The organism is Pseudomonas huaxiensis (genome assembly GCF_003231275.1).
Classification (GTDB): Bacteria; Pseudomonadota; Gammaproteobacteria; order Pseudomonadales; family Pseudomonadaceae; genus Aquipseudomonas; species Aquipseudomonas huaxiensis.
In genome coordinates, this window is sequence record NZ_QKVL01000018.1 from 48,634 (window position 1) to 69,762 (window position 21,129).

General features: G+C 60.4%; 20 protein-coding genes. 12 read left to right on the forward strand and 8 right to left on the reverse strand.

Annotated elements, in window-relative coordinates; all coding sequences use genetic code 11:
- Positions 1 to 391 precede the first annotated feature (391 nt).
- Entirely contained in the window at positions 392 to 1,606 is a 1,215-nt protein-coding gene (locus DM374_RS18900; RefSeq protein ID WP_110971262.1) for a DNA cytosine methyltransferase, read from the forward strand.
- A gap of 9 nt (positions 1,607 to 1,615) precedes the next feature.
- Positions 1,616 to 2,521: an Eco29kI family restriction endonuclease gene (locus DM374_RS18905; protein ID WP_110971263.1), complete on the forward strand. Its 906-nt coding sequence runs from the start codon at positions 1,616 to 1,618 to the stop codon at positions 2,519 to 2,521.
- A 153-nt stretch (positions 2,522 to 2,674) separates the two neighbouring features.
- On the opposite strand, the gene DM374_RS18910 is transcribed toward DM374_RS18905, so the two are convergent.
- Both DM374_RS18910 and ppsR read right to left on the reverse strand, forming a co-directional pair.
- On the reverse strand, positions 2,675 to 3,475 hold the full coding sequence (locus DM374_RS18910; protein ID WP_110971264.1) for an HNH endonuclease: 801 nt from the start codon (positions 3,473 to 3,475) through the stop codon (positions 2,675 to 2,677).
- A 393-nt stretch (positions 3,476 to 3,868) separates the two neighbouring features.
- On the reverse strand, positions 3,869 to 4,687 hold the full coding sequence (ppsR, locus tag DM374_RS18915; RefSeq protein WP_095155729.1) for a posphoenolpyruvate synthetase regulatory kinase/phosphorylase PpsR: 819 nt from the start codon (positions 4,685 to 4,687) through the stop codon (positions 3,869 to 3,871).
- A 176-nt stretch (positions 4,688 to 4,863) separates the two neighbouring features.
- On the opposite strand from ppsR, the gene ppsA reads away from it, so the two are divergent.
- From ppsA to DM374_RS18965, 9 genes are all read left to right on the forward strand, one after another.
- Positions 4,864 to 7,239, forward strand: coding sequence for a phosphoenolpyruvate synthase (gene ppsA, locus DM374_RS18925; RefSeq protein ID WP_095155695.1), 2,376 nt, complete (start codon positions 4,864 to 4,866; stop codon positions 7,237 to 7,239).
- Positions 7,240 to 7,348: 109 nt separating this feature from the next.
- Positions 7,349 to 8,341, forward strand: coding sequence for an alpha/beta fold hydrolase (locus DM374_RS18930; RefSeq protein ID WP_110971265.1), 993 nt, complete (start codon positions 7,349 to 7,351; stop codon positions 8,339 to 8,341).
- A 52-nt stretch (positions 8,342 to 8,393) separates the two neighbouring features.
- The gene (locus tag DM374_RS18935; RefSeq protein ID WP_110971266.1) at positions 8,394 to 8,693 is read left to right on the forward strand and encodes a Rieske (2Fe-2S) protein; all 300 of its coding nucleotides are present in this window, start codon (positions 8,394 to 8,396) and stop codon (positions 8,691 to 8,693) included.
- Between the two features lie 100 nt (positions 8,694 to 8,793).
- Positions 8,794 to 9,282, forward strand: coding sequence for a ribonuclease E activity regulator RraA (gene rraA / locus DM374_RS18940; RefSeq protein WP_110971267.1), 489 nt, complete (start codon positions 8,794 to 8,796; stop codon positions 9,280 to 9,282).
- Positions 9,283 to 9,310: 28 nt separating this feature from the next.
- Positions 9,311 to 10,306: a zinc transporter ZntB gene (locus tag DM374_RS18945; protein WP_110971268.1), complete on the forward strand. Its 996-nt coding sequence runs from the start codon at positions 9,311 to 9,313 to the stop codon at positions 10,304 to 10,306.
- A 101-nt stretch (positions 10,307 to 10,407) separates the two neighbouring features.
- A complete protein-coding gene (locus DM374_RS18950; RefSeq protein WP_110971269.1) occupies positions 10,408 to 10,656 on the forward strand; it encodes a CrfX protein in 249 nt (82 codons plus the stop codon).
- Between the two features lie 2 nt (positions 10,657 to 10,658).
- Positions 10,659 to 11,483 carry a mechanosensitive ion channel family protein gene (locus DM374_RS18955; protein WP_110971270.1) on the forward strand — a complete coding sequence of 275 codons (825 nt, stop codon included), beginning with the start codon at positions 10,659 to 10,661 and terminating at the stop codon, positions 11,481 to 11,483.
- A gap of 112 nt (positions 11,484 to 11,595) precedes the next feature.
- Positions 11,596 to 12,162, forward strand: a complete 567-nt coding sequence (gene sigX / locus DM374_RS18960) for an RNA polymerase sigma factor SigX (protein WP_095155702.1) — start codon at positions 11,596 to 11,598, stop codon at positions 12,160 to 12,162.
- 108 nt (positions 12,163 to 12,270) lie between these two features.
- Entirely contained in the window at positions 12,271 to 13,308 is a 1,038-nt protein-coding gene (locus DM374_RS18965; RefSeq protein WP_110971271.1) for an OmpA family protein, read from the forward strand.
- A gap of 65 nt (positions 13,309 to 13,373) precedes the next feature.
- Here the strand turns inward: DM374_RS18965 and cobA are convergent, their stop codons facing one another.
- From cobA to DM374_RS18990, 5 genes are all read right to left on the reverse strand, one after another.
- Complete coding sequence (cobA, locus tag DM374_RS18970; RefSeq protein ID WP_110971272.1) at positions 13,374 to 14,117, reverse strand: uroporphyrinogen-III C-methyltransferase; 744 nt, start codon at positions 14,115 to 14,117, stop codon at positions 13,374 to 13,376.
- A 28-nt stretch (positions 14,118 to 14,145) separates the two neighbouring features.
- Positions 14,146 to 15,816: a bifunctional protein-serine/threonine kinase/phosphatase gene (locus DM374_RS18975; protein WP_110971273.1), complete on the reverse strand. Its 1,671-nt coding sequence runs from the start codon at positions 15,814 to 15,816 to the stop codon at positions 14,146 to 14,148.
- A gap of 9 nt (positions 15,817 to 15,825) precedes the next feature.
- Positions 15,826 to 17,037: a nitrate/nitrite transporter gene (locus DM374_RS18980; protein WP_110971274.1), complete on the reverse strand. Its 1,212-nt coding sequence runs from the start codon at positions 17,035 to 17,037 to the stop codon at positions 15,826 to 15,828.
- Positions 17,038 to 17,716: 679 nt separating this feature from the next.
- Positions 17,717 to 18,292, reverse strand: coding sequence for an ANTAR domain-containing response regulator (locus DM374_RS18985; RefSeq protein ID WP_110971275.1), 576 nt, complete (start codon positions 18,290 to 18,292; stop codon positions 17,717 to 17,719).
- A 13-nt stretch (positions 18,293 to 18,305) separates the two neighbouring features.
- Positions 18,306 to 19,517, reverse strand: a complete 1,212-nt coding sequence (locus DM374_RS18990) for a CmpA/NrtA family ABC transporter substrate-binding protein (protein WP_110971276.1) — start codon at positions 19,515 to 19,517, stop codon at positions 18,306 to 18,308.
- A 156-nt stretch (positions 19,518 to 19,673) separates the two neighbouring features.
- Between DM374_RS18990 and DM374_RS18995 the strand changes: the two genes are divergently transcribed.
- Positions 19,674 to 20,699, forward strand: coding sequence for a quinone-dependent dihydroorotate dehydrogenase (locus DM374_RS18995; RefSeq protein WP_110971277.1), 1,026 nt, complete (start codon positions 19,674 to 19,676; stop codon positions 20,697 to 20,699).
- A 93-nt stretch (positions 20,700 to 20,792) separates the two neighbouring features.
- Here DM374_RS18995 and rmf read toward each other — a convergent pair whose 3' ends face one another.
- Positions 20,793 to 21,008: a ribosome modulation factor gene (gene rmf, locus DM374_RS19000; protein WP_010223328.1), complete on the reverse strand. Its 216-nt coding sequence runs from the start codon at positions 21,006 to 21,008 to the stop codon at positions 20,793 to 20,795.
- Between the last annotated feature and the right edge of the window lie 121 nt (positions 21,009 to 21,129).

A 21,129-nucleotide genomic window follows, 5' to 3' on the forward strand; every position in this document is an offset into this window, starting at 1 on the left:
GACCTTTTCCGCCGTTGCGTACCTGGGAAATGGTACCTAGGATTGGCCTGTCGCTTTACCACCGCGATCGGTTTTGGTCATCCGTACTGAGACCGTGCATCAGTAGCCCACCCTTCCTTTTTCGCAGAGATTTTCTCCTGATGATCAGTGTTGGTGCGGCTGTGCGTTGGGCACTTTTGAACATGTCGGGGAGGGGGCTTGGTCGGCATATCAATCGCTGGAGGTTTCGCCAGCGTTGGTGGGGGCTCTGTTGGGCGGGCAGGTGCGGGATAGGAGGGGGCGATAAGCCAAGGCAGTGATAGCGTGCTTCAGGTAGAATGCGCGCTGAAATCGGTGGGCTACGGCTGCAACCGTAGCCCACCAACCACATTCACCTAGATAGGAGGTGTACATGGCAACAGCGAGTTTCCCACGCCATTCGTTACAAGGCGAGCAAATCCCTCAGCTTCATTCAATCGAGCTTTTCGCCGGAGCTGGCGGCTTGGGTATGGGTTTTTCCGGATGTGGTGTACAGCACGAGGCTGTTGTCGAGTGGAGTAAGCATGCTTGCGAAACCCTGCGTATCAACAAGCGCTACGGAGTAGAGCCGATTGCGCATTGGGCTGATGTAACTGAAGGGGATGTTCGGCACTTCGACTTTTCAGGGTTCGCTGGTTTGGACTTGATTACGGGTGGGCCTCCCTGCCAGCCATTCTCTATGGGTGGTAAACATCGAGGCTTCTTGGACGAGCGAGACATGTTCCCGCAGGCCGTTCGCGCTATTCGTGAAGTTCAGCCCAAAGCTTTTGTGTTTGAGAACGTCAAAGGTCTGACCCGGGCTTCGTTCTACAATTACTTCAACTACATTCAGTTGCAGCTTGAGTACCCTAGCTTGGTGGCTCGTGCTGGTGAAGAGTGGCTTGAACATCTGAGCCGTCTGGAAGAACACAAAACCGCTGGCGGGCAAAGTGAGTATCACGTCGTAGCACGCTTGGTTAATGCGGCCGATTATGGTGTGCCGCAAAAACGTGAGCGTGTTTTTTTTGTGGGGTTCAGGGCGGATATTCATCGTCCATGGAGCTTCCCGGCCAAGACTCACAGCAGCGATGCGTTGTTGAGGGATCAATGGGTGACAGGCGACTATTGGGAGCGGCACAAGGTTGCCAAGCGCTTCCGTCCTGAGTGTCCGATCACAAGTAGCAAGAAGATGGCTGCGCTCAGAGATTTGGGCGAAGGTATGCTCTTGCCGTGGCAAACGGTGAGAGATGCAATTAGTGACTTGCCAGATCCTGAGCAGCACCCTACGTTGCTGTATCAGGCTCACAAGTTCCAACCTGGTGCTAGAAGCTATCCGGGACACACCGGCAGCCCTTTGGACGAGCCGGCAAAGGCGCTCAAAGCTGGTGATCACGGCGTGCCTGGTGGTGAAAATATGCTTCGTCGGGTTGATGGAAGCATTAGGTACTTCACCGTTCGTGAATGCGCTCGCATACAAACATTCCCTGATGAATTTGTCTTCGAAGGTTCTTGGGGGGAAGTTATGCGCCAGCTAGGTAACGCTGTACCCGTTCGGTTGGCGCAGCATGTTGCCGATGCAGTTTGTACACAATTAAGAAACGTTGGCTAAGGAATCAGAATGGCGAAGGACGCGACGGATTTTCAGGCACTGCTCGGGGAATTGTCTACGATCACTGACAAGCTGTCGGAGACGAAGCCTGAGGGTAATGCGCGAAGCATTGCCAAAGCGCGGCAGGTGTTGAGCGGATATGCCGAACGCTTGACAGAGGTTGCAGCTGGCTTCGACCCAATCTTGCGTCCTTCGTCGATTTTCGATCCTTCGGACCCGCAAACAGCTGGCCGAATAGTCGCGCTAACGTTGATTTCCCAACCTGTACATGAACTGTCGGCCATTCCAAATTTCTATGGCGCAGGGATTTATGCAATCTACTACAAAGGCGATTTTGCACCCTACGCCAAGCTTGTTGACTCAGATCATCCCATCTACGTTGGTAAAGCTGATCCTGAAAATGCATCGGCAAAAAATGCGATTGCGCAGGGGACTAAGCTTGCAGGCCGATTGGCTGAGCATGCCAAGAGCATTGGGAAAGCTGAAACAACTTTGACAATTGAAGACTTCAAGTGCCGGTTTTTGATTGTTCAGTCCGGCTTTCAGAAGTCTGCTGAAGACTATTTGATCAATTTCTTCAAGCCTATCTGGAACTCCGAGACGAAAATCTGTTTCGGTTTGGGTAAGCATGGTGACAGCTCAAAGACGCGGGATAACAAGCGATCTCCTTGGGATACCATGCATCCGGGGAGGGCTTGGGCAGATCAAAGTACGAAGGATCAAAAGACTCGTGATCAGATTATCGCTGAGATTGATCAGCATTTGGCATTGCACCCGCCTTACGTTGATATTCACGAGTTGTTTGATCGCTTCATGGAAGAAATGCGTCAGTTGAACCGTGAGGAGTTCAAGGATGAACGTGATGAGGTTTTTGTGATTGAAGAAGCTTCAGGGAACTATGAAGTTAATTCGTAATTTTTATCATGGACCGTACTTGTAAGCTATTTTTTGAGTGATGTGGTGACGGTGGCGTTTTGAATTGAAACGCGACGTGCAAATTATTTGCACGAAAAACTAGGAGCCGCAGGCAGGTACGTTGATACCGTCGCGAACAGGGGCTGTCTGGACTCATTTTTCTTTTCTCAGAGCTTGAACATGCTCCACGCTCAACCATGGGCGCTTTGAGTGGATTACCCGATGGCAGTTCGCGCAGAGAAGAGCGAGCTCGGCGAGTTTAGTCTTTTCGCCGGGCTTTAAGGTATGGACAGGCTTGGTGTGATGGACGTCGATGATATTGTCGCCAGCCGACCCATACACTTGTGCGAAATCGAAGGCACAGGCTTCGCATTGCAGTCGTCCTTGCTTCTGTAATACGTCTTTCTTTTTGGCATTGACTAGTGCGCGGCTGCGCTCTCTATAGCGGTGAAGGCGGGTCAATACTTTGCCTTCTTCCGCTTCCATAATGTCCGGTTCGTCGCTACCAGATAATGCCTTGGCCTCGGGAGAGAGGCTTCCTACGGCACCGCTAATGGCTGCCACTGCGGCGGCGAGTCTGGCGGGGGCGTCGGCGAATTCATCCCATACTAGTTTCTCGTCTTTATTACCTTTGGCTAAACCCTTCTTACCATCCTTGATGTACTCAGGGTCCCAACGGCGAAAGTTGCCGAGCTTCATGTCGACACCGTTCGCATTACGGAAGCTACCCCCTTTATTGAGGCCGAGCGTGTTGCCAATTTGTCCCAGTAGCTGAGACAAGGCTTGAACCTCAGGATGGTTTTTACTAGGTGGCGACCCACGATGTTTTAGATAGAGGTTAAGTGCAAGAATCAGCTCGTCTCGGGTCCAAGCAGGATTGGATTGGGATTTCGGCTGATGCTCGCCTTTTTTGAGCAGGGCGTTTGCTTCCTTGGATACTATTTTGATCGCCATGAGCGCAGACCTTTTTTCATTTATCGGCGTAGGAATTTTCCTATCGTCGCGAAAATTGGTAAACGATTCAATGTGGGTGGTGGCTTGGTGCCACTTCTTTTGCGGGGAAGTGGTTGGATTTCATGCGTAAAAAAGACGTCCATGGACGTCTTTTTGATGTTGGTATTGCTATCAGTCGAAGTCTCGGTGGTGTGTCTTCCAGTCCTTCGACGTTTCGGATTCTGGCACTGTGCGGCGATCAGCGGTTTGCCCGCGAATAATGATGTGAACTCTCCATTGCAATCGCAGGCAAGCCAGCTCCCACAGTGGGTTGCGGTGCCTTTCGGGGCAGCGTTCGTGGCGTAGCCGCACCGGCTAGGCGAGCAGGGCGGTTGGCTGTACTAACGCGGCTCTTTATTTGAACCGCCGCTCCACCCCTTTCTCCACCAAAATCTTCGCCGAAATCTCCTCCACCGAAAAATGCGTGGAATTGATATTCGGAATATTCTCCCGCCGGAACAGATTCTCCACTTCCCTTACCTCGAACTCGCACTGAGCGAAGCTGGCGTAGCGACTGTTGGGCTTCCGCTCATGCCGAATCGCGGTGAGTCGGTCCGGATCAATCGTCAACCCGAACAGCTTGTGCTGATGATTCTTCAGCGCCGTTGGCAGTTGCAGCCGCTCCATATCATCTTCAGTCAGCGGGTAGTTCGCCGCCCGAATACCGAATTGCATGGCCATGTACAGGCAGGTCGGGGTCTTGCCGCAGCGGGACACGCCAACCAGGATCAGGTCGGCCTTGTCGTAGTAATGCGTACGGGCGCCGTCGTCGTTGTCGAGGGCGAAGTTGACCGCTTCGATGCGCTCCATGTAGTTGGAGTTGCCGCCGATCGAGTGGGATTTGCCCACCGAGTACGACGAATGGGCGGTCAACTCTTGCTCCAACGGGGCCAGGAAGGTTGAGAAGATGTCGATCATGAACCCGTTCGAGGTCGCCAGGATCTCGCGGATGTCCTGGTTGACGATGGTGTCGAAGATGATCGGGCGCATGCCGTCACGCTCAGCGGCGGCGTTGATTTGCTGTACCATGACGCGCGCTTTTTCCACGCTATCGATGTAGGGTCGCGTGAATTTATTGAACGGAATGTTCTCGAACTGCGCCAGAAGACTTTGCCCGAGGGTCTCCGCAGTGATGCCGGTGCCGTCGGAAATGAAGAAAGCAGATCGTTTCATTTGCGCCATGGGCCTTAAGCTGGTGACGAATCTTGGATATGATAGGTTCGGTTTGCCGAACGAGATCGTCGGCATTCTCACTTATTTTCCAGGTCCAGGCCACAAGCGCCCGGTCGATCCCACAGGGGTACGCCGGCGTCCTGAGCTTTTCCAACACAGTTAGTGGAGAGATCACCTTGGTAGAGTACGTAGTTTCCCTCGATAAGCTCGGCGTCCATGATGTGGAGCACGTGGGGGGCAAGAACGCATCCCTCGGCGAGATGATCAGTAACCTCGCGGGCGCCGGTGTATCGGTCCCCGGCGGCTTTGCCACTACGTCTCAGGCGTACCGTGATTTCCTCGAACAGAGCGGTTTGAACGATCAGATCCACGCCGCGCTCGACGCGCTGGACGTGGATGACGTCAACGCTCTGGCCAAGACCGGTGCGCAGATTCGTCAGTGGGTCATGGACGCCGAGTTCCCGGCGCGTCTCGACGCAGAAATTCGTACTGCCTTCGCCGAAATGGCCCAGGGCAACGACAACATGGCCGTCGCCGTGCGTTCGTCCGCCACCGCCGAAGACCTGCCGGACGCTTCCTTCGCCGGCCAGCAAGAAACCTTCCTGAACATCCGCGGCGTGGACAACGTGATCCGCGCGGCCAAGGAAGTGTTCGCTTCCCTCTTCAACGACCGTGCCATTTCCTACCGCGTGCACCAGGGCTTCGACCATAAACTGGTCGCCCTGTCTGCCGGCGTGCAGCGCATGGTCCGTTCGGAAACCGGAACGGCGGGTGTGATGTTCACCCTCGACACCGAATCGGGCTTCCGTGACGTGGTCTTCATCACTGGCGCCTACGGCCTGGGTGAAACCGTGGTTCAGGGCGCGGTCAACCCGGACGAGTTCTACGTTCACAAGAACACTCTCGAAGCCGGTCGCCCGGCCATCCTGCGCCGCAACCTGGGCAGCAAGGCCATCAAGATGATCTACGGCGACGAAGCCAAGGCCGGTCGTTCGGTCAAGGTGGTCGACGTGGACCGCGCCGACCGCGCCCGTTTCTGCCTGAGCGATGCCGAAGTGGCTGAACTGGCCAAGCAGGCGATGATCATCGAGAAGCACTACCAGCGTCCGATGGACATCGAGTGGGCCAAAGACGGCGACGACGGCAAGCTGTACATCGTTCAGGCCCGTCCTGAAACCGTGAAAAGCCGCTCCAGCGCCAACGTCATGGAACGCTACCTGTTGAAGGAAAAGGGCACCGTTCTGGTTGAAGGCCGTGCCATTGGCCAGCGCATCGGCGCCGGCAAGGTTCGTGTGATCCACGACGTTTCCGAGATGGACAAGGTCCAGCCGGGCGACGTGCTGGTTTCCGACATGACCGACCCGGACTGGGAACCGGTCATGAAGCGCGCCAGCGCCATCGTTACCAACCGCGGCGGCCGTACCTGCCACGCGGCGATCATCGCCCGTGAGCTGGGTATCCCGGCCGTGGTCGGTTGCGGCAACGCCACCCAGGTGCTGAAAGACGGCCAGGGCGTCACCGTCTCCTGCGCCGAAGGCGACACCGGCTTCATCTTCGAAGGTGAGCTGGGCTTCGACATCCGTCAGAACTCGGTCGACGCGATGCCTGATCTGCCGTTCAAGATCATGATGAACGTCGGTAACCCGGACCGCGCCTTCGACTTCGCCCAGTTGCCCAACGCCGGTGTCGGCCTGGCGCGTCTGGAATTCATCATCAACCGCATGATCGGCGTGCACCCCAAGGCGCTGCTGAACTACGCGGGCCTGCCGCAAGAGCTGAAAGAGAGCGTCGACAAGCGCATCGCCGGCTACAACGACCCGGTCGAGTTCTACGTCGAGAAGCTGGTCGAGGGCATCAGCACCCTGGCCGCAGCGTTCTGGCCGAAGAAGGTCATCGTTCGCCTGTCCGACTTCAAGTCCAACGAATACGCCAACCTGATCGGCGGCAAGCTGTACGAGCCGGAAGAAGAGAACCCGATGCTGGGCTTCCGCGGTGCCTCGCGTTACATCAGCGAGTCGTTCCGTGACTGCTTCGACCTGGAATGCCGTGCGCTCAAGCGTGTTCGCGATGTCATGGGCCTGACCAACGTCGAGATCATGGTGCCGTTCGTGCGGACCCTGGGCGAAGCCAGCCAGGTCGTCGACCTGCTCGCCGAGAAAGGCCTGGGCCGTGGTGTCAACGGTCTGCGCGTGATCATGATGTGCGAACTGCCGTCCAACGCCATCCTGGCCGAGGAGTTCCTCGAGTACTTCGATGGTTTCTCCATCGGTTCCAACGACCTGACCCAGCTCACCCTGGGCCTGGACCGTGACTCGGGCATCATCGCGCACCTGTTCGACGAGCGTAATCCGGCGGTCAAGAAGCTGCTGTCCAATGCCATCCAGGCCTGTAACAAGGCCGGCAAGTACATCGGCATCTGCGGTCAGGGCCCTTCGGACCACCCAGACCTGGCCAAATGGCTGATGGAACAGGGCATCGAAAGCGTCTCGCTGAACCCGGACTCGGTACTGGAAACCTGGTTCTTCCTGGCTGAAGGTCAGAACGCGAACTGATCGCGGGTACTGGAGCGGTCGTCTGCGCAAGTCCGGCAGCGACCGCTTCAACGGTTTCATCCAGGGCGGGTCCATTGACGGACGCGCCCTTTTTTGTGCAAGAACCCCTATGCAAAGCAGCAGTAGTCTTTTTCCCGTGGCCTTGCTCAGGGCCGAACGTTGCGGCGACCTGAGCGAGGACGTGTACCGCCTGAAGGCCGGCAACAGCCCTGACCGGAGTGTCGAGCTGGCGTTGACCCGCCTTGGCATGGCCGATCAGAACGATGTGCGCGGCGCGCCCGTCATCCTTCTGCATGGCAGTTTTTCCAACCGGCGTTTCTGGTTTTCGCCCAAAGGCATCGGCCTGGGCGCTTATCTGGCGCGGGCGGGGTTTGATGTGTGGATCCCGGAGATGCGCGGTCATGGTCTGTCGCCACGCAACCGCGAGTATCGTTACAACCGCGTCGCCGACTATGCCAGCTACGACCTGCCGGCCATTGCCGCGTTCGTTCACGAGCAAACCGGCCGGCCCGCACACTGGCTTGGTCACTCATTGGGCGGCACGACCCTGGCGGCGGCGCTCGGCGGGCGCTATTTGAATGAAGAACTGATCGCCAGCGCGGCGTTTTTCGGCACCCAGGTCAGCCGTACCTATTGGCCGCTGAAGATTCCGCCGGTGGAGTGGGGCGGCCGCGTGCTGCTCAAGCGCTTCGCCCATCTGTCCGGCTCGCGCCTCAAGCGGGGCCCGGAAGACGAGCCGATCGGCCTGGCCATTGAAAGCATGCGCTGGTTCGGTCTGTTCGGTCGTTTTGGCGACAAGGAGCGGAACTGGTGGGCCGGTCTGGCCGAGGTTCAGGTGCCGGTACTGGCGGTGGCGGGCGCGGGTGACCATCAGGACCCGGTGTGGGCGTGCCGCAAGCTGTTCGAGCAGATCGGCAGCGAGCATAAGCGTTTTCTGCGGCTGGGCCAGGAAGACGGGTTCGACAACTTCGGGCATGTGGATATGCTGGTTAGCAAACCCGCGCAGACGCAGGTCTGGCCGCTGGTTGAGCGCTGGTTGAGCGATCCGCTGGCGATGACGGGACAAGAAGCAGGCGTTTCTCCGGAGCCGGTTAGCGGCTAAGATGTGACGCTTGTCGGATTTCTGGTCACTTTATGTTTTCTGGGCGTTTTCCATGTTCGTTCCGCTCGAGCGTTTGATCAATCTCGAAGAAGGTTATCGCAGGACGTTCAGGGTCAACGGCCAGACGCTCCTGCTGTTGGTCGTGGACAACCGGCCGGTGCTGATCGAGGACCGTTGCCCGCATCAGGGGGCGCCGCTGAATGGCGCCACGCTGGAAGGCGATGTGCTGCGTTGCCCGCGTCACGGTCTGGCGTTCAGCCTGTCTTCGGGGCGAGCGGTGCAGCCGGGATGCGCTGGGTTGAACATGTTCAGGTTGGCGTATGAAGGTGACCGTGTTGGAATCGACGTGTAGCCTTGTAGCCTGGGTCTAAAGCCGTATTGCCAGGCTTCGTCTGTTTCAATGATCGTGTGAGTTCCGACATCCATTTCTTGATCAATGACAGGAGTTTCTCATGCATTACGTAACGCCCGATTTGTGCGACGCCTACCCTGAGCTGGTCCAGGTGCTGGAGCCGATGTTCAGCAACTTCGGCGGCCGCGATTCGTTCGGCGGTGAGATCGTCACCATCAAGTGCTTCGAAGACAACTCGCTGGTCAAGGAGCAGGTCGACCTCGACGGCAAGGGCAAGGTTCTGGTGGTCGACGGCGGCGGTTCGCTGCGCCGCGCGCTGCTGGGCGACATGCTTGCCGAAAAGGCCGCCAAGAATGGCTGGGAAGGCCTGGTGATCTACGGTTGCGTGCGTGACGTGGATGTCCTGGCCCAGACCGATGTGGGCGTGCAGGCGCTGGCCAGCCACCCGTTGAAGACTGACAAACGCGGCATCGGCGACCTGAACGTCGCGGTGACCTTCGCCGGCGTCACGTTCCGCCCGGGCGAGTACATCTATGCCGACAATAACGGCGTGATCGTTTCGCCAAGCCCGCTGAAGATGCCCGAGTAACTACTGAAAACAGGTCGATGGAGTAAGGATGTTCGAGGAAGAAAACGCGCAGTGGGGGCTGGTTCATGCCCTGGTTCTTGATGGCAGGGGCGGTGCGCGTTCCATCGCTCGGACTGAACTGGACGATCTGGTCCTGCAGCCGGAGCAAAGTCTCTGGCTGCATTGGGACCGCGGTCATCCGCAAACCCAGACCTGGCTGCGCCAGGACAGCGGTCTGAATCAGTTCGCCTGCGACCTGTTGCTGGAAGAAAACACCCGCCCGCGGCTGTTGCCGCTGCCCGACGCGCAAATGCTGTTGTTCCTGCGCGGCATCAACCTCAATCCCGGCGCCGAGCCTGAAGACATGGTCTCGGTGCGTATCTTTGCCCAGGCCCAGCGGGTGATTTCCCTGCGTTTGCGGCCATTGCGGGCTACCGACGAACTGCTGCAACAACTGGATGAAGGGCTCGGGCCGAAGACCGCCTCCGAGTTGCTGCTGACCCTTGCCCAGTTGCTCACCGACAAGGTGCAGGCGGTGGTGTCCGATCTTTCCGAACAGGTCGATATCGAGGAAGAAAAACTCGAGGCCGACGACCGCTATGCCCCGGAACATGGCGACCTGCAGCAGATGCGCCGCCGCGCCGCAGGCTTGCGGCGGTTCCTCGCGCCGCAGCGGGAAATCTACGCGCAACTGGCGCGCAACAAGTGGCCGTGGTTCGTCGAAGACGACGCCGACTACTGGAACGAGCTCAACAACAGCCTGACCCGCTACCTGGAAGAGCTGGAGCTGACCCGCGAGCGGGTGGCGCTGGTACTGGAGAGCGAGGACCGGCGCTTGAGCGAGCGGATGAACCGCACCATGTACCGGTTCGGCATCATCACCTGCATCTTCCTGCCTATGAGCTTCGTCACCGGGCTGTTGGGCATCAACGTTGGCGGCATTCCCGGTTCCCAGAGTCCTTATGGCTTCCTGTTCGCCAGCTTGCTGGTGCTGGGGCTGGCGTCCGGCCAATGGTGGCTGTTCCGCCGCCTGCGCTGGGTTTGAGGACGCTGACGTGTTGATGTCCTCCCTGATGCCCGTACGAATTGTTCATGTGACCCATGGGACGAGCGTCTCGTCTTTGACTGACATTGCGCGAGGTGCCCATGCACGATCCGTTTGAACAATCCCTGCGAGACATGCTCAACGCGTCGCCGTCCGGTCAGGACCGCGATGACGATGCCTGCCTCGGGCGTGTCCTGAAAACCGCCAACCGCCAGGTTGGCGCCGGCGATCTGTTCAGCCTGCTTGGCCGCTGGAGCCAGGCGCTGATGATCGCCATCAATAATGGCTCGGCGCACGTTGCGCCGGTCCGCCGCACCGCTACCGTCCGTAAAGCTGATAAGGCCGATTGAATATGGAACTTGATCTCTGGACCCAGAGCCTGGTCGCCGCGATGACCGCGTTGTGGACCAAAGTCGCGAACTTCATCCCGAATCTGTTTGGCGCGCTGGTTGTCGTCCTGCTTGGCTTCGTTGTCGCCAAACTGCTCGACACCCTGTTGTCCAAACTGCTTGCCAAAATTGGCCTCGATCGCCTGATGGGCGGCACTGGCCTGACCAAAATGTTGAGCCGGGTCGGTATCCAGGTGCCGATTTCGACCCTGATCGGCAAGATCGTCTACTGGTTCATCCTGCTGGTGTTCCTGGTCTCGGCTGCCGAGTCCCTGGGGCTTGAGCGCGTTTCCGCGACCCTGGACATGCTTGCCCTGTACCTGCCCAAGGTCTTTGGCGGGGCATTGGTGCTGCTGGTCGGCGTACTGCTGGCGCAGGTGGTCAACGGCCTGGTGCGCGGTGCCGCCGAAGGCATCGGTCTGGAATACGCCACAGGGGTTGGGCGCATTGCCCAGGGCCTGGTGATCGTCATCAGTATTTCCGTGGCCATCAGCCAGCTCGAAGTGAAAACCGACCTGCTCAACCACGTGATCGTCATCGGTTTGATTACCGTTGGTCTGGCCGTTGCGCTGGCAATGGGCCTGGGCAGCCGTGAAATTGCCGGTCAGATTCTTGCCGGCATCTACGTGCGCGAGCTCTATCAGGTGGGCCAGCAGGTGCAGATTGGAGATGTCGAAGGGCAGATCGAAGAGATCGGGACGGTCAAGACAGTCGTGTTGACGGATGACGGCGAGCTGGTTTCGCTGTCCAACCGCACGCTGCTGGAACAGCGGGTCAATAGCCGCTGACCGGGCAAATCCTGCTAATGTATGCCGCCGCAAAATGGCCCCCTCCGGGCTGGCGGCGACGAATACCTGACTGTCGGCCTGATTTGTTTTGAATAAAGTCCATTCGCTGCCCATGCGTTACGACCCCCGCGAGCTCACCGATGAGGAGCTTGTGGCGCGTTCGCATGAGGAGCTATTTCATGTTACCCGCGCCTATGAAGAGCTCATGCGGCGCTATCAGCGAACCCTTTTTAACGTCTGCGCACGTTATCTGGGGAACGATCGTGACGCCGACGATGTCTGTCAGGAGGTGATGCTGAAGGTGCTGTACGGTTTGAAGAACTTCGAAGGTAAATCGAAGTTCAAGACCTGGCTCTATAGCATCACCTATAACGAGTGCATTACCCAGTATCGCAAGGAGCGGCGTAAGCGTCGGTTGATGGATGCCTTGAGTCTGGATCCGGTTGAAGAGGCCTCTGAAGAGAAGTCTCCGAAGCCAGAAGAGAAGGGCGGACTGGACAGATGGTTGATTCATGTGAATCCCATCGATCGTGAAATTCTGGTGCTACGTTTTGTCGCAGAGCTGGAATTTCAGGAAATTGCCGACATCATGCATATGGGCTTGAGCGCGACAAAAATGCGCTACAAGCGTGCGCTGGACAAGCTACGAGAGAAATTTTCCGGACAGGTTGAAACTTAGTCCTTAGGAAATTTCTCTAACGGTTTGGCGAGTTCTGCTAGACTTGCCGACGAGTTGTCCCCCTGAGTTGTGGGACTGCTTAACTATCACCAGATGGGGATTTAACGGATGAAATTGAAAAACACCTTGGGCTTGGCCATTGGTTCTCTTGTTGCCGCAACTTCGCTCGGCGCTCTGGCACAAGGCCAAGGCGCGGTCGAGGTCGAAGGCTTCTACAAGAAAGAATACTTCGACAGCCAGCGCGACTTCAAAAACGACGGCAACCTGTTCGGTGGTTCGGTTGGTTACTTCCTGACCGACGACGTTGAACTGCGTCTGGGCTACGACGAAGTTCACAACGCCCGTGGCGAAGATGGCAAGAACATCAAGGGCTCGAACACCGCCCTGGACGCTCTGTACCACTTCAACAAACCAGGCGACCTGATCCGTCCATACGTATCCGCTGGTTTCTCCGACCAGAGCATCGGCCAGACTGGCCGTGGTGGTCGTAACGGCTCCACCTTCGCCAACGTCGGCGGCGGTGCCAAGCTGTACTTCACCGACAACTTCTACGCCCGTGCTGGCGTTGAAGCTCAGTACAACATCGACCAAGGCGACACCGAGTGGGCGCCAAGCGTTGGTATCGGCCTGAACTTCGGTGGCGGCTCCAAGCCAGCCGCTGCTCCAGCACCTGCTCCAGTTGCTGACGTCTGCTCCGACAGCGACAACGACGGCGTTTGCGACAACGTCGACAAGTGCCCTGACACCCCAGCCAACGTTACCGTTGACGCTGATGGCTGCCCGGCTGTTGCCGAAGTCGTTCGCGTTGAGCTGGACGTCAAGTTCGACTTCGACAAGTCGGTCGTCAAGCCAAACAGCTACGGCGACATCAAGAACCTGGCTGACTTCATGAAGCAGTACCCGTCGACCACCACCACTGTTGAAGGTCACACTGACTCCGTCGGTCCTGACGCTTACAACCAGAAACTGTCCGAGCGCCGTGCTGGTGCTGTGAAGCAGGTTCTGACCCAGCAGTACGGTGTTGAGTCGAGCCGCGTTCAATCGGTTGGCTACGGTGAGTCCCGTCCGGTTGCTGACAACGCCACCGACGCTGGTCGCGCTGTCAACCGTCGCGTTGAAGCTCAAGTAGAAGCTCAAGCCAAGTAATTGGTCTGACGCACTACTGAAAAGCCCGGCTCAGGCCGGGCTTTTCTTTGCCTGCGATTTACCCCTCAGCCCGCCTCGCGCTCCAGTTCCAGGCTGGCTACCGCGCCACTCACGACCTCGCCGATGACCAGGATCGCCGGGCTCTTGAGTTCGAAGGCCGCGGCATCTACAGCCATGCACTGAAGCTGGCTGCGGCATTCCCGTTGCTGCGGCAACGAAGCGTTTTCGATCATCGCCACCGGCGTTTCCTTGCTCATACCACCCGCCAACAACCCGTGCTGGATATCGATCAGCCGGGCGACGCCCATGTACACCACCAGGGTCATGCCGCTTTGTGCCAGTGCCTGCCAGTTCAGGCTGCTGTCGTCCTGAGTGTGGGCGGTGACCAGCGTAACGCCGCGACTGACTCCGCGCAGGGTCAGCGGAATACCGCAGTGGGTTGCGCCAGCCAGACCGGCGGTAATGCCATTGACCAGTTCTACCTCGACGCCGCGGGCCTGCAGCCATGCGGCTTCTTCGCCGCCCCGACCGAAGACGCAGGGATCGCCACCCTTGAGCCTGACTACGCAGCGGCCCTGGCGGGCGTGACGCAGCATCAGCCGCTGGATGAACGCTTGCGGCGTGGATCGGCAGCCGCCGCGCTTGCCGACCCGGATCACCCGGGCCTGCGGGCAGTGCTCGAGGATTGCCGGGTTGACCAGGTCGTCGAGCATGACCACCTCGGCCTCGCGCAGCGCACGCACGGCCTTGAGGGTCAGCAACTCCGGGTCGCCAGGGCCGGCACCCACCAGCCAGATTTTTGCGTTCATGAGCGTTTCCTCGTCAGGTCAGGAGCTGTCAGACCTTTAGCAGGCTGATCAGCAGTATCAGGTTGAGCAGCAACGACAGCAGCGCCAGGCCGCGCCAGACTTTCAGCGGTTCGCGCTCCAGTAGCGGGCGTGGGCGCAGGGCCTGGGGCTGGTGTTCGCCTTGTTCGAGCAGCAATAGCCATTGCTCGGCGGTTTCGAAGCGTTGCCGGGGGTCGCTGTTCAGCGCTTGTGCCAGGCTGCGCTCCAGCCAGTCCGGCAGGTCCGGCCGCAGCCGTGCGGCACTGGCCGGCGTGCCGAAGCGCGGGTGCTGGAACGCTTCGATCTCGCCGTAGGGGTAGTGGCCGGTGAGCAGGTAAAACAGGGTCACGCCCACCGCGTAGAGATCCTGCTGCACGGTGGGACCGTGTCCCTGAAATGCTTCCGGGGCGATGAAAGAAGGGGTTCCGGGCAGGTCGTGGGCGCCGTCTTCGGAAAGTCCAGGGCAGTACGCCAGACCGAAATCCAGCAGGCGTACCTGGCCGTCATTGCCCAGGTGCAGGTTCTCCGGCTTGATGTCGCGGTGAAGAATATTGCGCCGGTGCAGCATGCCCACTGCACGCAGGGTTTGCCGGGCGATGTCCAGCCACTGCGGCACCGCCAGCAGTCCCTGTTGTTCGACGTGCTGCGCCAGAGTCAGGCCGGGGTATTCGCGCATCAGGTAATACAGGTGCTGACGCTGGCTGCCGGGATGTACCTCGGGAAAGCTGCGCCCGGCGACCCGGCGCAGAAACCACTCCTCCATCAACAAGCCCTGCTGTGCCGCGACATCCTGGTCGCGGTTGGCGGGCAGGGTCTTGAGCAGCCAGGGTTGCTGCTGGCGATCGCGAACCCGGTACAGCAGCGACTGTCGGCTCTGGCCCAGCACACTTTCCACCTGCCAGCCCTCGAATGTCTGGCCGGGGCGCAAGGCGGGCGGCAGCGGCCATTGCTGCAACTGCGCCAGGGTGTCGCCAAGGCTGTTCGCGCCGAGTTGTTCGACCTGCACCAGCACGGCGCTGGCGTTGTCCTGGCTGCCCGCCAGGTGGGCCATGCGCACCAGCGTGTTGCAGGCTTCCTCCAGGTCAGTTGTTTCACGCAGCACCGCGCTGATCTGCTGTTCGTTGAGCGTGCTCCAGACCCCGTCGCTCAGCATCACGAAACTCTCGTGGCAGCGCAGTTCGCCTTCCAGGTAATCCACCAGCAGGTGCTCATCCAGTCCCAGCGCACGCTTGAGCACGTGCTGCATGCCTGGCTGGTCCCAGACATGGTCCTGGCTGATGCGCTGCAAGTGATCAGCGTGCCAGCGATAGACCCGGCAGTCGCCGACATGGGCGAGGGTGAAACGCTGGCCGCGCAGCACCAGCGCGCTCAGGGTGGTCAGCAGTGGCTGGCCGCCGCCGTTGGCGCGCAGCCAACGGTTCTGCGCCAGCAGCAGGCGGTCCAGTGCTTGTGCCACGCCCCAGGTGGGCGGCGTGGCGTAGTAGTCCAGCGCCAGCGATTGCAAGCTGGCCCGGGCCGCCAGACCGCCGTCGGCACACTGGCTGACACCGTCGGCGAGGGCGAACAGGTAGCCCTTGCTGGCGGCCAGCTCTGCCGCAGGGGTGACCAGTCGCGTGGCGTCCTGGTTTTCCTCCCGCGGACCGCTGGCGCTGGCCTGGGCGATGCTCAGTTGCAGGGCCATGGCGTCGACTCAGACCCGCGCCGCAGTGACGGCGGCCGAGCCCCAGGTGGTGCGCCAGCGGCGTTTGACGCCATGCAGGCCGAACCAGGCCAGCACGCCGAGGCTGGCGAACAGCCACAGGCCCAACTGATAGTCGCCGCTGTACTGCTTGATGGTCCCCAGGCCTGCCGCCAACAGGAAGCCGCCGATGCCGCCGGCCATGCCGATCAGCCCGGTCATCACGCCGATCTCCTGGCGGAAGCGCTGCGGCACCAGTTGGAACACCGCGCCATTGCCGGCACCGAGGCCGAGCATGGCGGAGACGAACAACGCCAGCGCCGCCACCGAACTGGGCAGGTTGAAACCCACCGCCGCGATGCAGATGGCTGCCACGCTGTACATCGCCAGCAGGGTGCGGATGCCGCCGAAGCGGTCAGCCAGGGCGCCGCCCAGCGGGCGCATCAGGCTGCCGGCGAAGACGCAGGCAGCGGTGTAGTAGCCGGCCTTGACCGGGTCAAGCCCGTACTGGTCGTTGAAATAGCCGGGCAGGGCGCTGGCCAGGCCGATGAAGCCGCCGAAGGTCACGCTGTAGAAGAACATGAACCACCAGCTGTCGCGGTCGCCGAGGGCCTTGAGGTAGTCGGCTGCGGCCTTGGGCTTGGGCCGTTGCGGAGCATTGCGCGCCAGCAGGGCGAACAGCACCAGGGTCAGCAGCAGTGGCAGTACGGCGAAGCCGAACACGTTGTTCCAGCCGAAGCTGGCGGCCAGTACCGGCGCCAGCAGCGCGGCGAACACGGTGCCGGAGTTGCCTGCGCCGGCAATGCCCATGGCCTTGCCCTGGTGCTGTGGCGGATACCACTGTGAAGCCAGCGGCAACGACACCGCGAAAGATGCCCCGGCAACCCCGAGGAACAGCCCGAGTAGCAGGGCGTCGCCGTAGCTGTGGATGCCCAGCTTCCAGGCGCAGAACAGCGCGACGATGACGATCACCTGGCCGATCAGCCCGGCGGTCTTCGGCGACAGGCGATCCACCAGCACGCCCATGACAAAGCGCAGTACTGCACCTGCAAGAATTGGCGTGGCGACCATCAGCCCGCGCTGTTGGGTGGTCAATTGCAGGTCGGCGGCAATCTGCACTGCCAGCGGGCCGAGCAGGTACCAGACCATGAAGCTCAGGTCGAAATACAGGAACGCGGCAAACAGAGTCGGGACATGCCCGGATTTCCAGAAGCTTGTATTCATGGGACACCTCACGGGGCTGAAACAAAAAAACGCCGCTTCCCGGCTCGCGTTGGGGGCGAGGGGGAGAGCGACGTCTTTGTCGAATGTTTGGGGGCAACCGCCGTTGGCTACCGGTGTAGATCAAAGCAAGAGGTGGGCCAGGTTTTCCGGTCGGGGTTTATGTGTGGGGTTGAGGGCCTCATCGCTGGCAAGCCAGCTCCCACAAGGTTCGGTGCATGCAGTACCTGTGGGAGCTGGCTTGCCAGCGATGAGCATGGGTATCTACACATCTCGGAATTGTGTGACGGTCACGAGCTGCCGGTCAGAGGATCTGGGGTCATGGCCACCAAGTGCTAGCCGATAGGTTTTCAGCGCTCTCAAGATCGAGCGCCGCCTGCGCGGCGCATCGCGAGCGAGCTCGCTCCTACATGGTTGCAACGTGCCATGGCCTGACAGAGAGGTGTTGCCTGCCCTTGGCGGTCAACTATGGCCTGACAAACATAGGCACGTTTCAACCCATGTAGGAGCGAGCTCGCTCGCGATGCGCCGCGCGGGCGGCGCTCGATCTTGAGGGCGCTGAAAACCTATCGGCTAGCGCCTAGTCGCCATTACTCGGTCTACTGGCTGGCGCCTCATGGCTTTAATAGAGCCACGAGATGTGTAGATAGCCATGCAGCGATGAGGCCCTCAACCCACCAGCTCACCCCAGCAAGTCATTCATCGCAATGATCTGCTCCGCCACCTGAATCAGCTTCTGCTGCTTGCTCATGGCCTGCCGCCGCATCAGGGTGTAGGCCTCTTCCTCATTGCAGTCCTTCATTTTCATCAGCAGTCCCTTGGCCAGTTCGATGCGTTTGCGCTCGGCCAGTTGCTGGTCGCGGGCGTGAAGCTGGGCCCTGAGCGCCTGGTCGCTTTCGAAGCGGGCCATGGCCACGTCGAGGATCGGCTGCAGGCGACGGGCGTGGATGCCTTCGACGATGTAGGCGCTGACCCCGGCCTGAATCGCCTGACGCATCACGCTCGGGTCGTGCTCGTCGGTGAACATCACGATCGGTCGCGGCAGGTCGCGGCTGACCAGCACCACCTGGTCCATGACATCACGCCCCGGTGACTCGGTATCGATCAGAATCACATCCGGCCGCACCGTTTCGACGCGTGCCGGCAGGTCAATGGTCAGGCCGGACTCTTCGATGACCTCGAAGCCGGCTTCGACAAGGGCAGCCTTGAGCCGGCCGACTTTCTTTTCAGTGTCATCAATCAACAGGATTCGCAGCATCTGGGCGGCCCTCTCAGCGACCGGCCTGCGCCGCTGGCTGTTCGGCCAGGGCGTGCAGGCGGAATCCGTGGGCATAGCCCCGTGGGTCGGAGCCGTCCCAGACCGTTCCATCGATCAACTGGCTGCTGCGCATCGCCGCCGACGGACACTCGACACCAATGCTGGCGGCGGCATCGCGGTACAGGCTGAGTTGCTGCACCTGGTTGGCGACGCCGAGGTAGTCCGGGTCTTCGCGTAGCAGGCCCCAGCGGCGGAACTGGGTCATGAACCACATGGCGTCGGAAAGGTACGGGAAGTTGGCCAGGCCATTGTTATGCAGGCTCAGGCCGTGGGCGTCGTGCCAATTGTTGCCCAGACCGTCCGCGTAATCACCCTGCATGCGCGGTTCGATATCGCTCGGCGGGGTGTCGAGGTAGTTTTCGGCGCTCAGCAATTGCGCGGTGGCGTGGCGGTTTTCCGGGCTTTCTTCGATAAAGCGGCTCGCCGCGAGGATCGAGGACACCAGCGCCCGCGCGGTGTTGGGGTACTGCTCGACGAACGCGCGGGTGGTGCCGAGGACTTTTTCCGGGTGATCGGGCCAGATCGACTGGCTGGTCGCAAGGGTGAAGCCCATTCCCTGGTTCACCGCATTGGCCGACCACGGCTCGCCAACGCAGAAGCCGTCGATGCGCCCGGCGCGCAAGTGGGTGAGCATCTGCGCCGGCGGGACCACCACGCTGTTGACGTCATGTAATGGATGAATGCCCTGGCTGGCGAGCCAGTAATACAGCCACATGGCGTGCGTGCCGGTGGGAAAGGTCTGCGCGAAGGTGAGTTTTGCCTGACTTTGGTGCACGTGGCGCTCGAGTGCCTCGGGATTGCCCACGCCTTGCGCTTGCAGGGCAGGCGACAGGTTGATGCTCTGGCCGTTGTGGTTCAGTCCCATCAGCACCGCCATCGGGGTGGCACCGACGCCGCCGATGCCCAGGTGCACGGCGTAGGTCAGGCCGTACAGGCAGTGCGCGGCATCCAGTTCGCCACTGAGCAGGCCGTCGCGCAGGCCGGCCCAGGAACTCTGGCGTTTCAGATTCAGGGTCAGGCCATGGGGTTGGGCGAAGCCCTGGGTCGCGGCGACCACCAGCGAAGCGCAGTCGCTCAGGGCCATGAAGCCAATGTTCAGGCTGGTCTTTTCCGGGGCATCGCTGCCATGCAGCCAGGCCAGGGGGGAGGAGGGAATGTCGTTCATCGCGTTGGGGTCGCCCGGCAGGTAAAGCGGCGGCCGGCGCGGGTTACGCGGCGGCCCTGTGTGCAGAGTCAAGCAACGCATATGCCAAGGCCCTGTCGCCGCAACCCGGGGCTGGCTATAATCGCCGCCTCTCCACACCTTGAGCCAAGCCCGCCCATGTATAACCTGGCCCGCCAGCTGTTGTTCAAACTGTCCCCGGAAACCTCCCACGACCTGTCGCTGGACCTGATCGGTGCCGGTGGTCGTCTGGGCCTCAACGGGCTGTTGACCAAGGCGCCGGCGCGCTTGCCGGTGAAGGTCCTGGGCCTGGAGTTCGCCAACCCGGTGGGTCTGGCGGCGGGGCTGGACAAGAACGGCGCGGCCATCGACGGCTTCGGTCAACTGGGCTTCGGTTTCGTCGAGATCGGCACCGTGACCCCGCGTCCGCAACCGGGCAACCCGAAACCACGGCTGTTCCGCTTGCCGGAGGCCGAGGCCATCATCAACCGCATGGGTTTCAACAACCTCGGGGTGGACAACCTGCTCAACCGCGTGCGTGCGTCCAGTTACCGCGGCGTGCTCGGCATCAATATCGGCAAGAACTTCGATACCCCGGTCGAGCGCGCGGTAGACGACTACCTGATCTGCCTGGACAAGGTCTACAACCATTCCAGCTACGTCACCGTCAACGTCAGCTCGCCCAACACCCCGGGCCTGCGCAGCCTGCAGTTCGGCGACTCGCTCAAGCAGTTGCTGGATGCTTTGGCCGTGCGCCGTGAAGAATTGGCCCTGACCCATGGCAAGCGCGTGCCGTTGGCGATCAAGATCGCCCCGGACATGACCGACGAAGAAACCGTACTGGTGGCGTCGGCCCTGCTGGAGTCGGGCATGGACGCGGTGATCGCGACCAACACCACCCTCAGCCGTGAAGGCGTCGAAGGTCTGCAGCATGCGGACGAGGCGGGCGGCCTGTCGGGCGCGCCGGTGCGGGACAAGAGCACCCACACGGTCCAGGTGCTGGCCGGGGAATTGGCGGGCAAGATGCCGATCATTGCGGCGGGCGGGATTACCGAAGGCCGTCATGCCGCGGAGAAGATCGCGGCGGGTGCGAGCCTGGTGCAGATCTATTCAGGATTCATCTACAAGGGCCCGGCGCTGATTCGCGAGGCGGTGGACGCCATCGCGGCGATGCCGGGGCGCTGAAACGGGCATAAAAAAGGGCCCCGTCAAGGGGCCCCTGGGCCTTAGCCCGCCGCCCGGATGGGGCGCGCATGGTAACTCGGTTCAGCTCCTCGTTCAGCCAACGGCGTGAAGTTCGTTGAGTCTATGGATACCTGCGGTGCCGGTCATACCATCCCAGTTGTCACCTCGTCCCTCACGCCAGCCATTGATCCATGCCTGGCGTACGGACGGTAGGGTAAAGGGGCAAAGCTCGCGGGATTTGCCGGTGACCCCGTATTGGTAGCCACGTGAAAATGCTCTTTCCAACGGATCACGCTTAAGTCTTCTCATAGGGTACTGCCCTCATTTGTTGACTGTAATGTCCCGTCGACCTCGTGTGAGGTCGGGCAGATTCTTTCTGCCGGTTTTGCGCTCGCTGCCGGCGTGGCGAGCTGAAGTGTTGTCCCGTTGC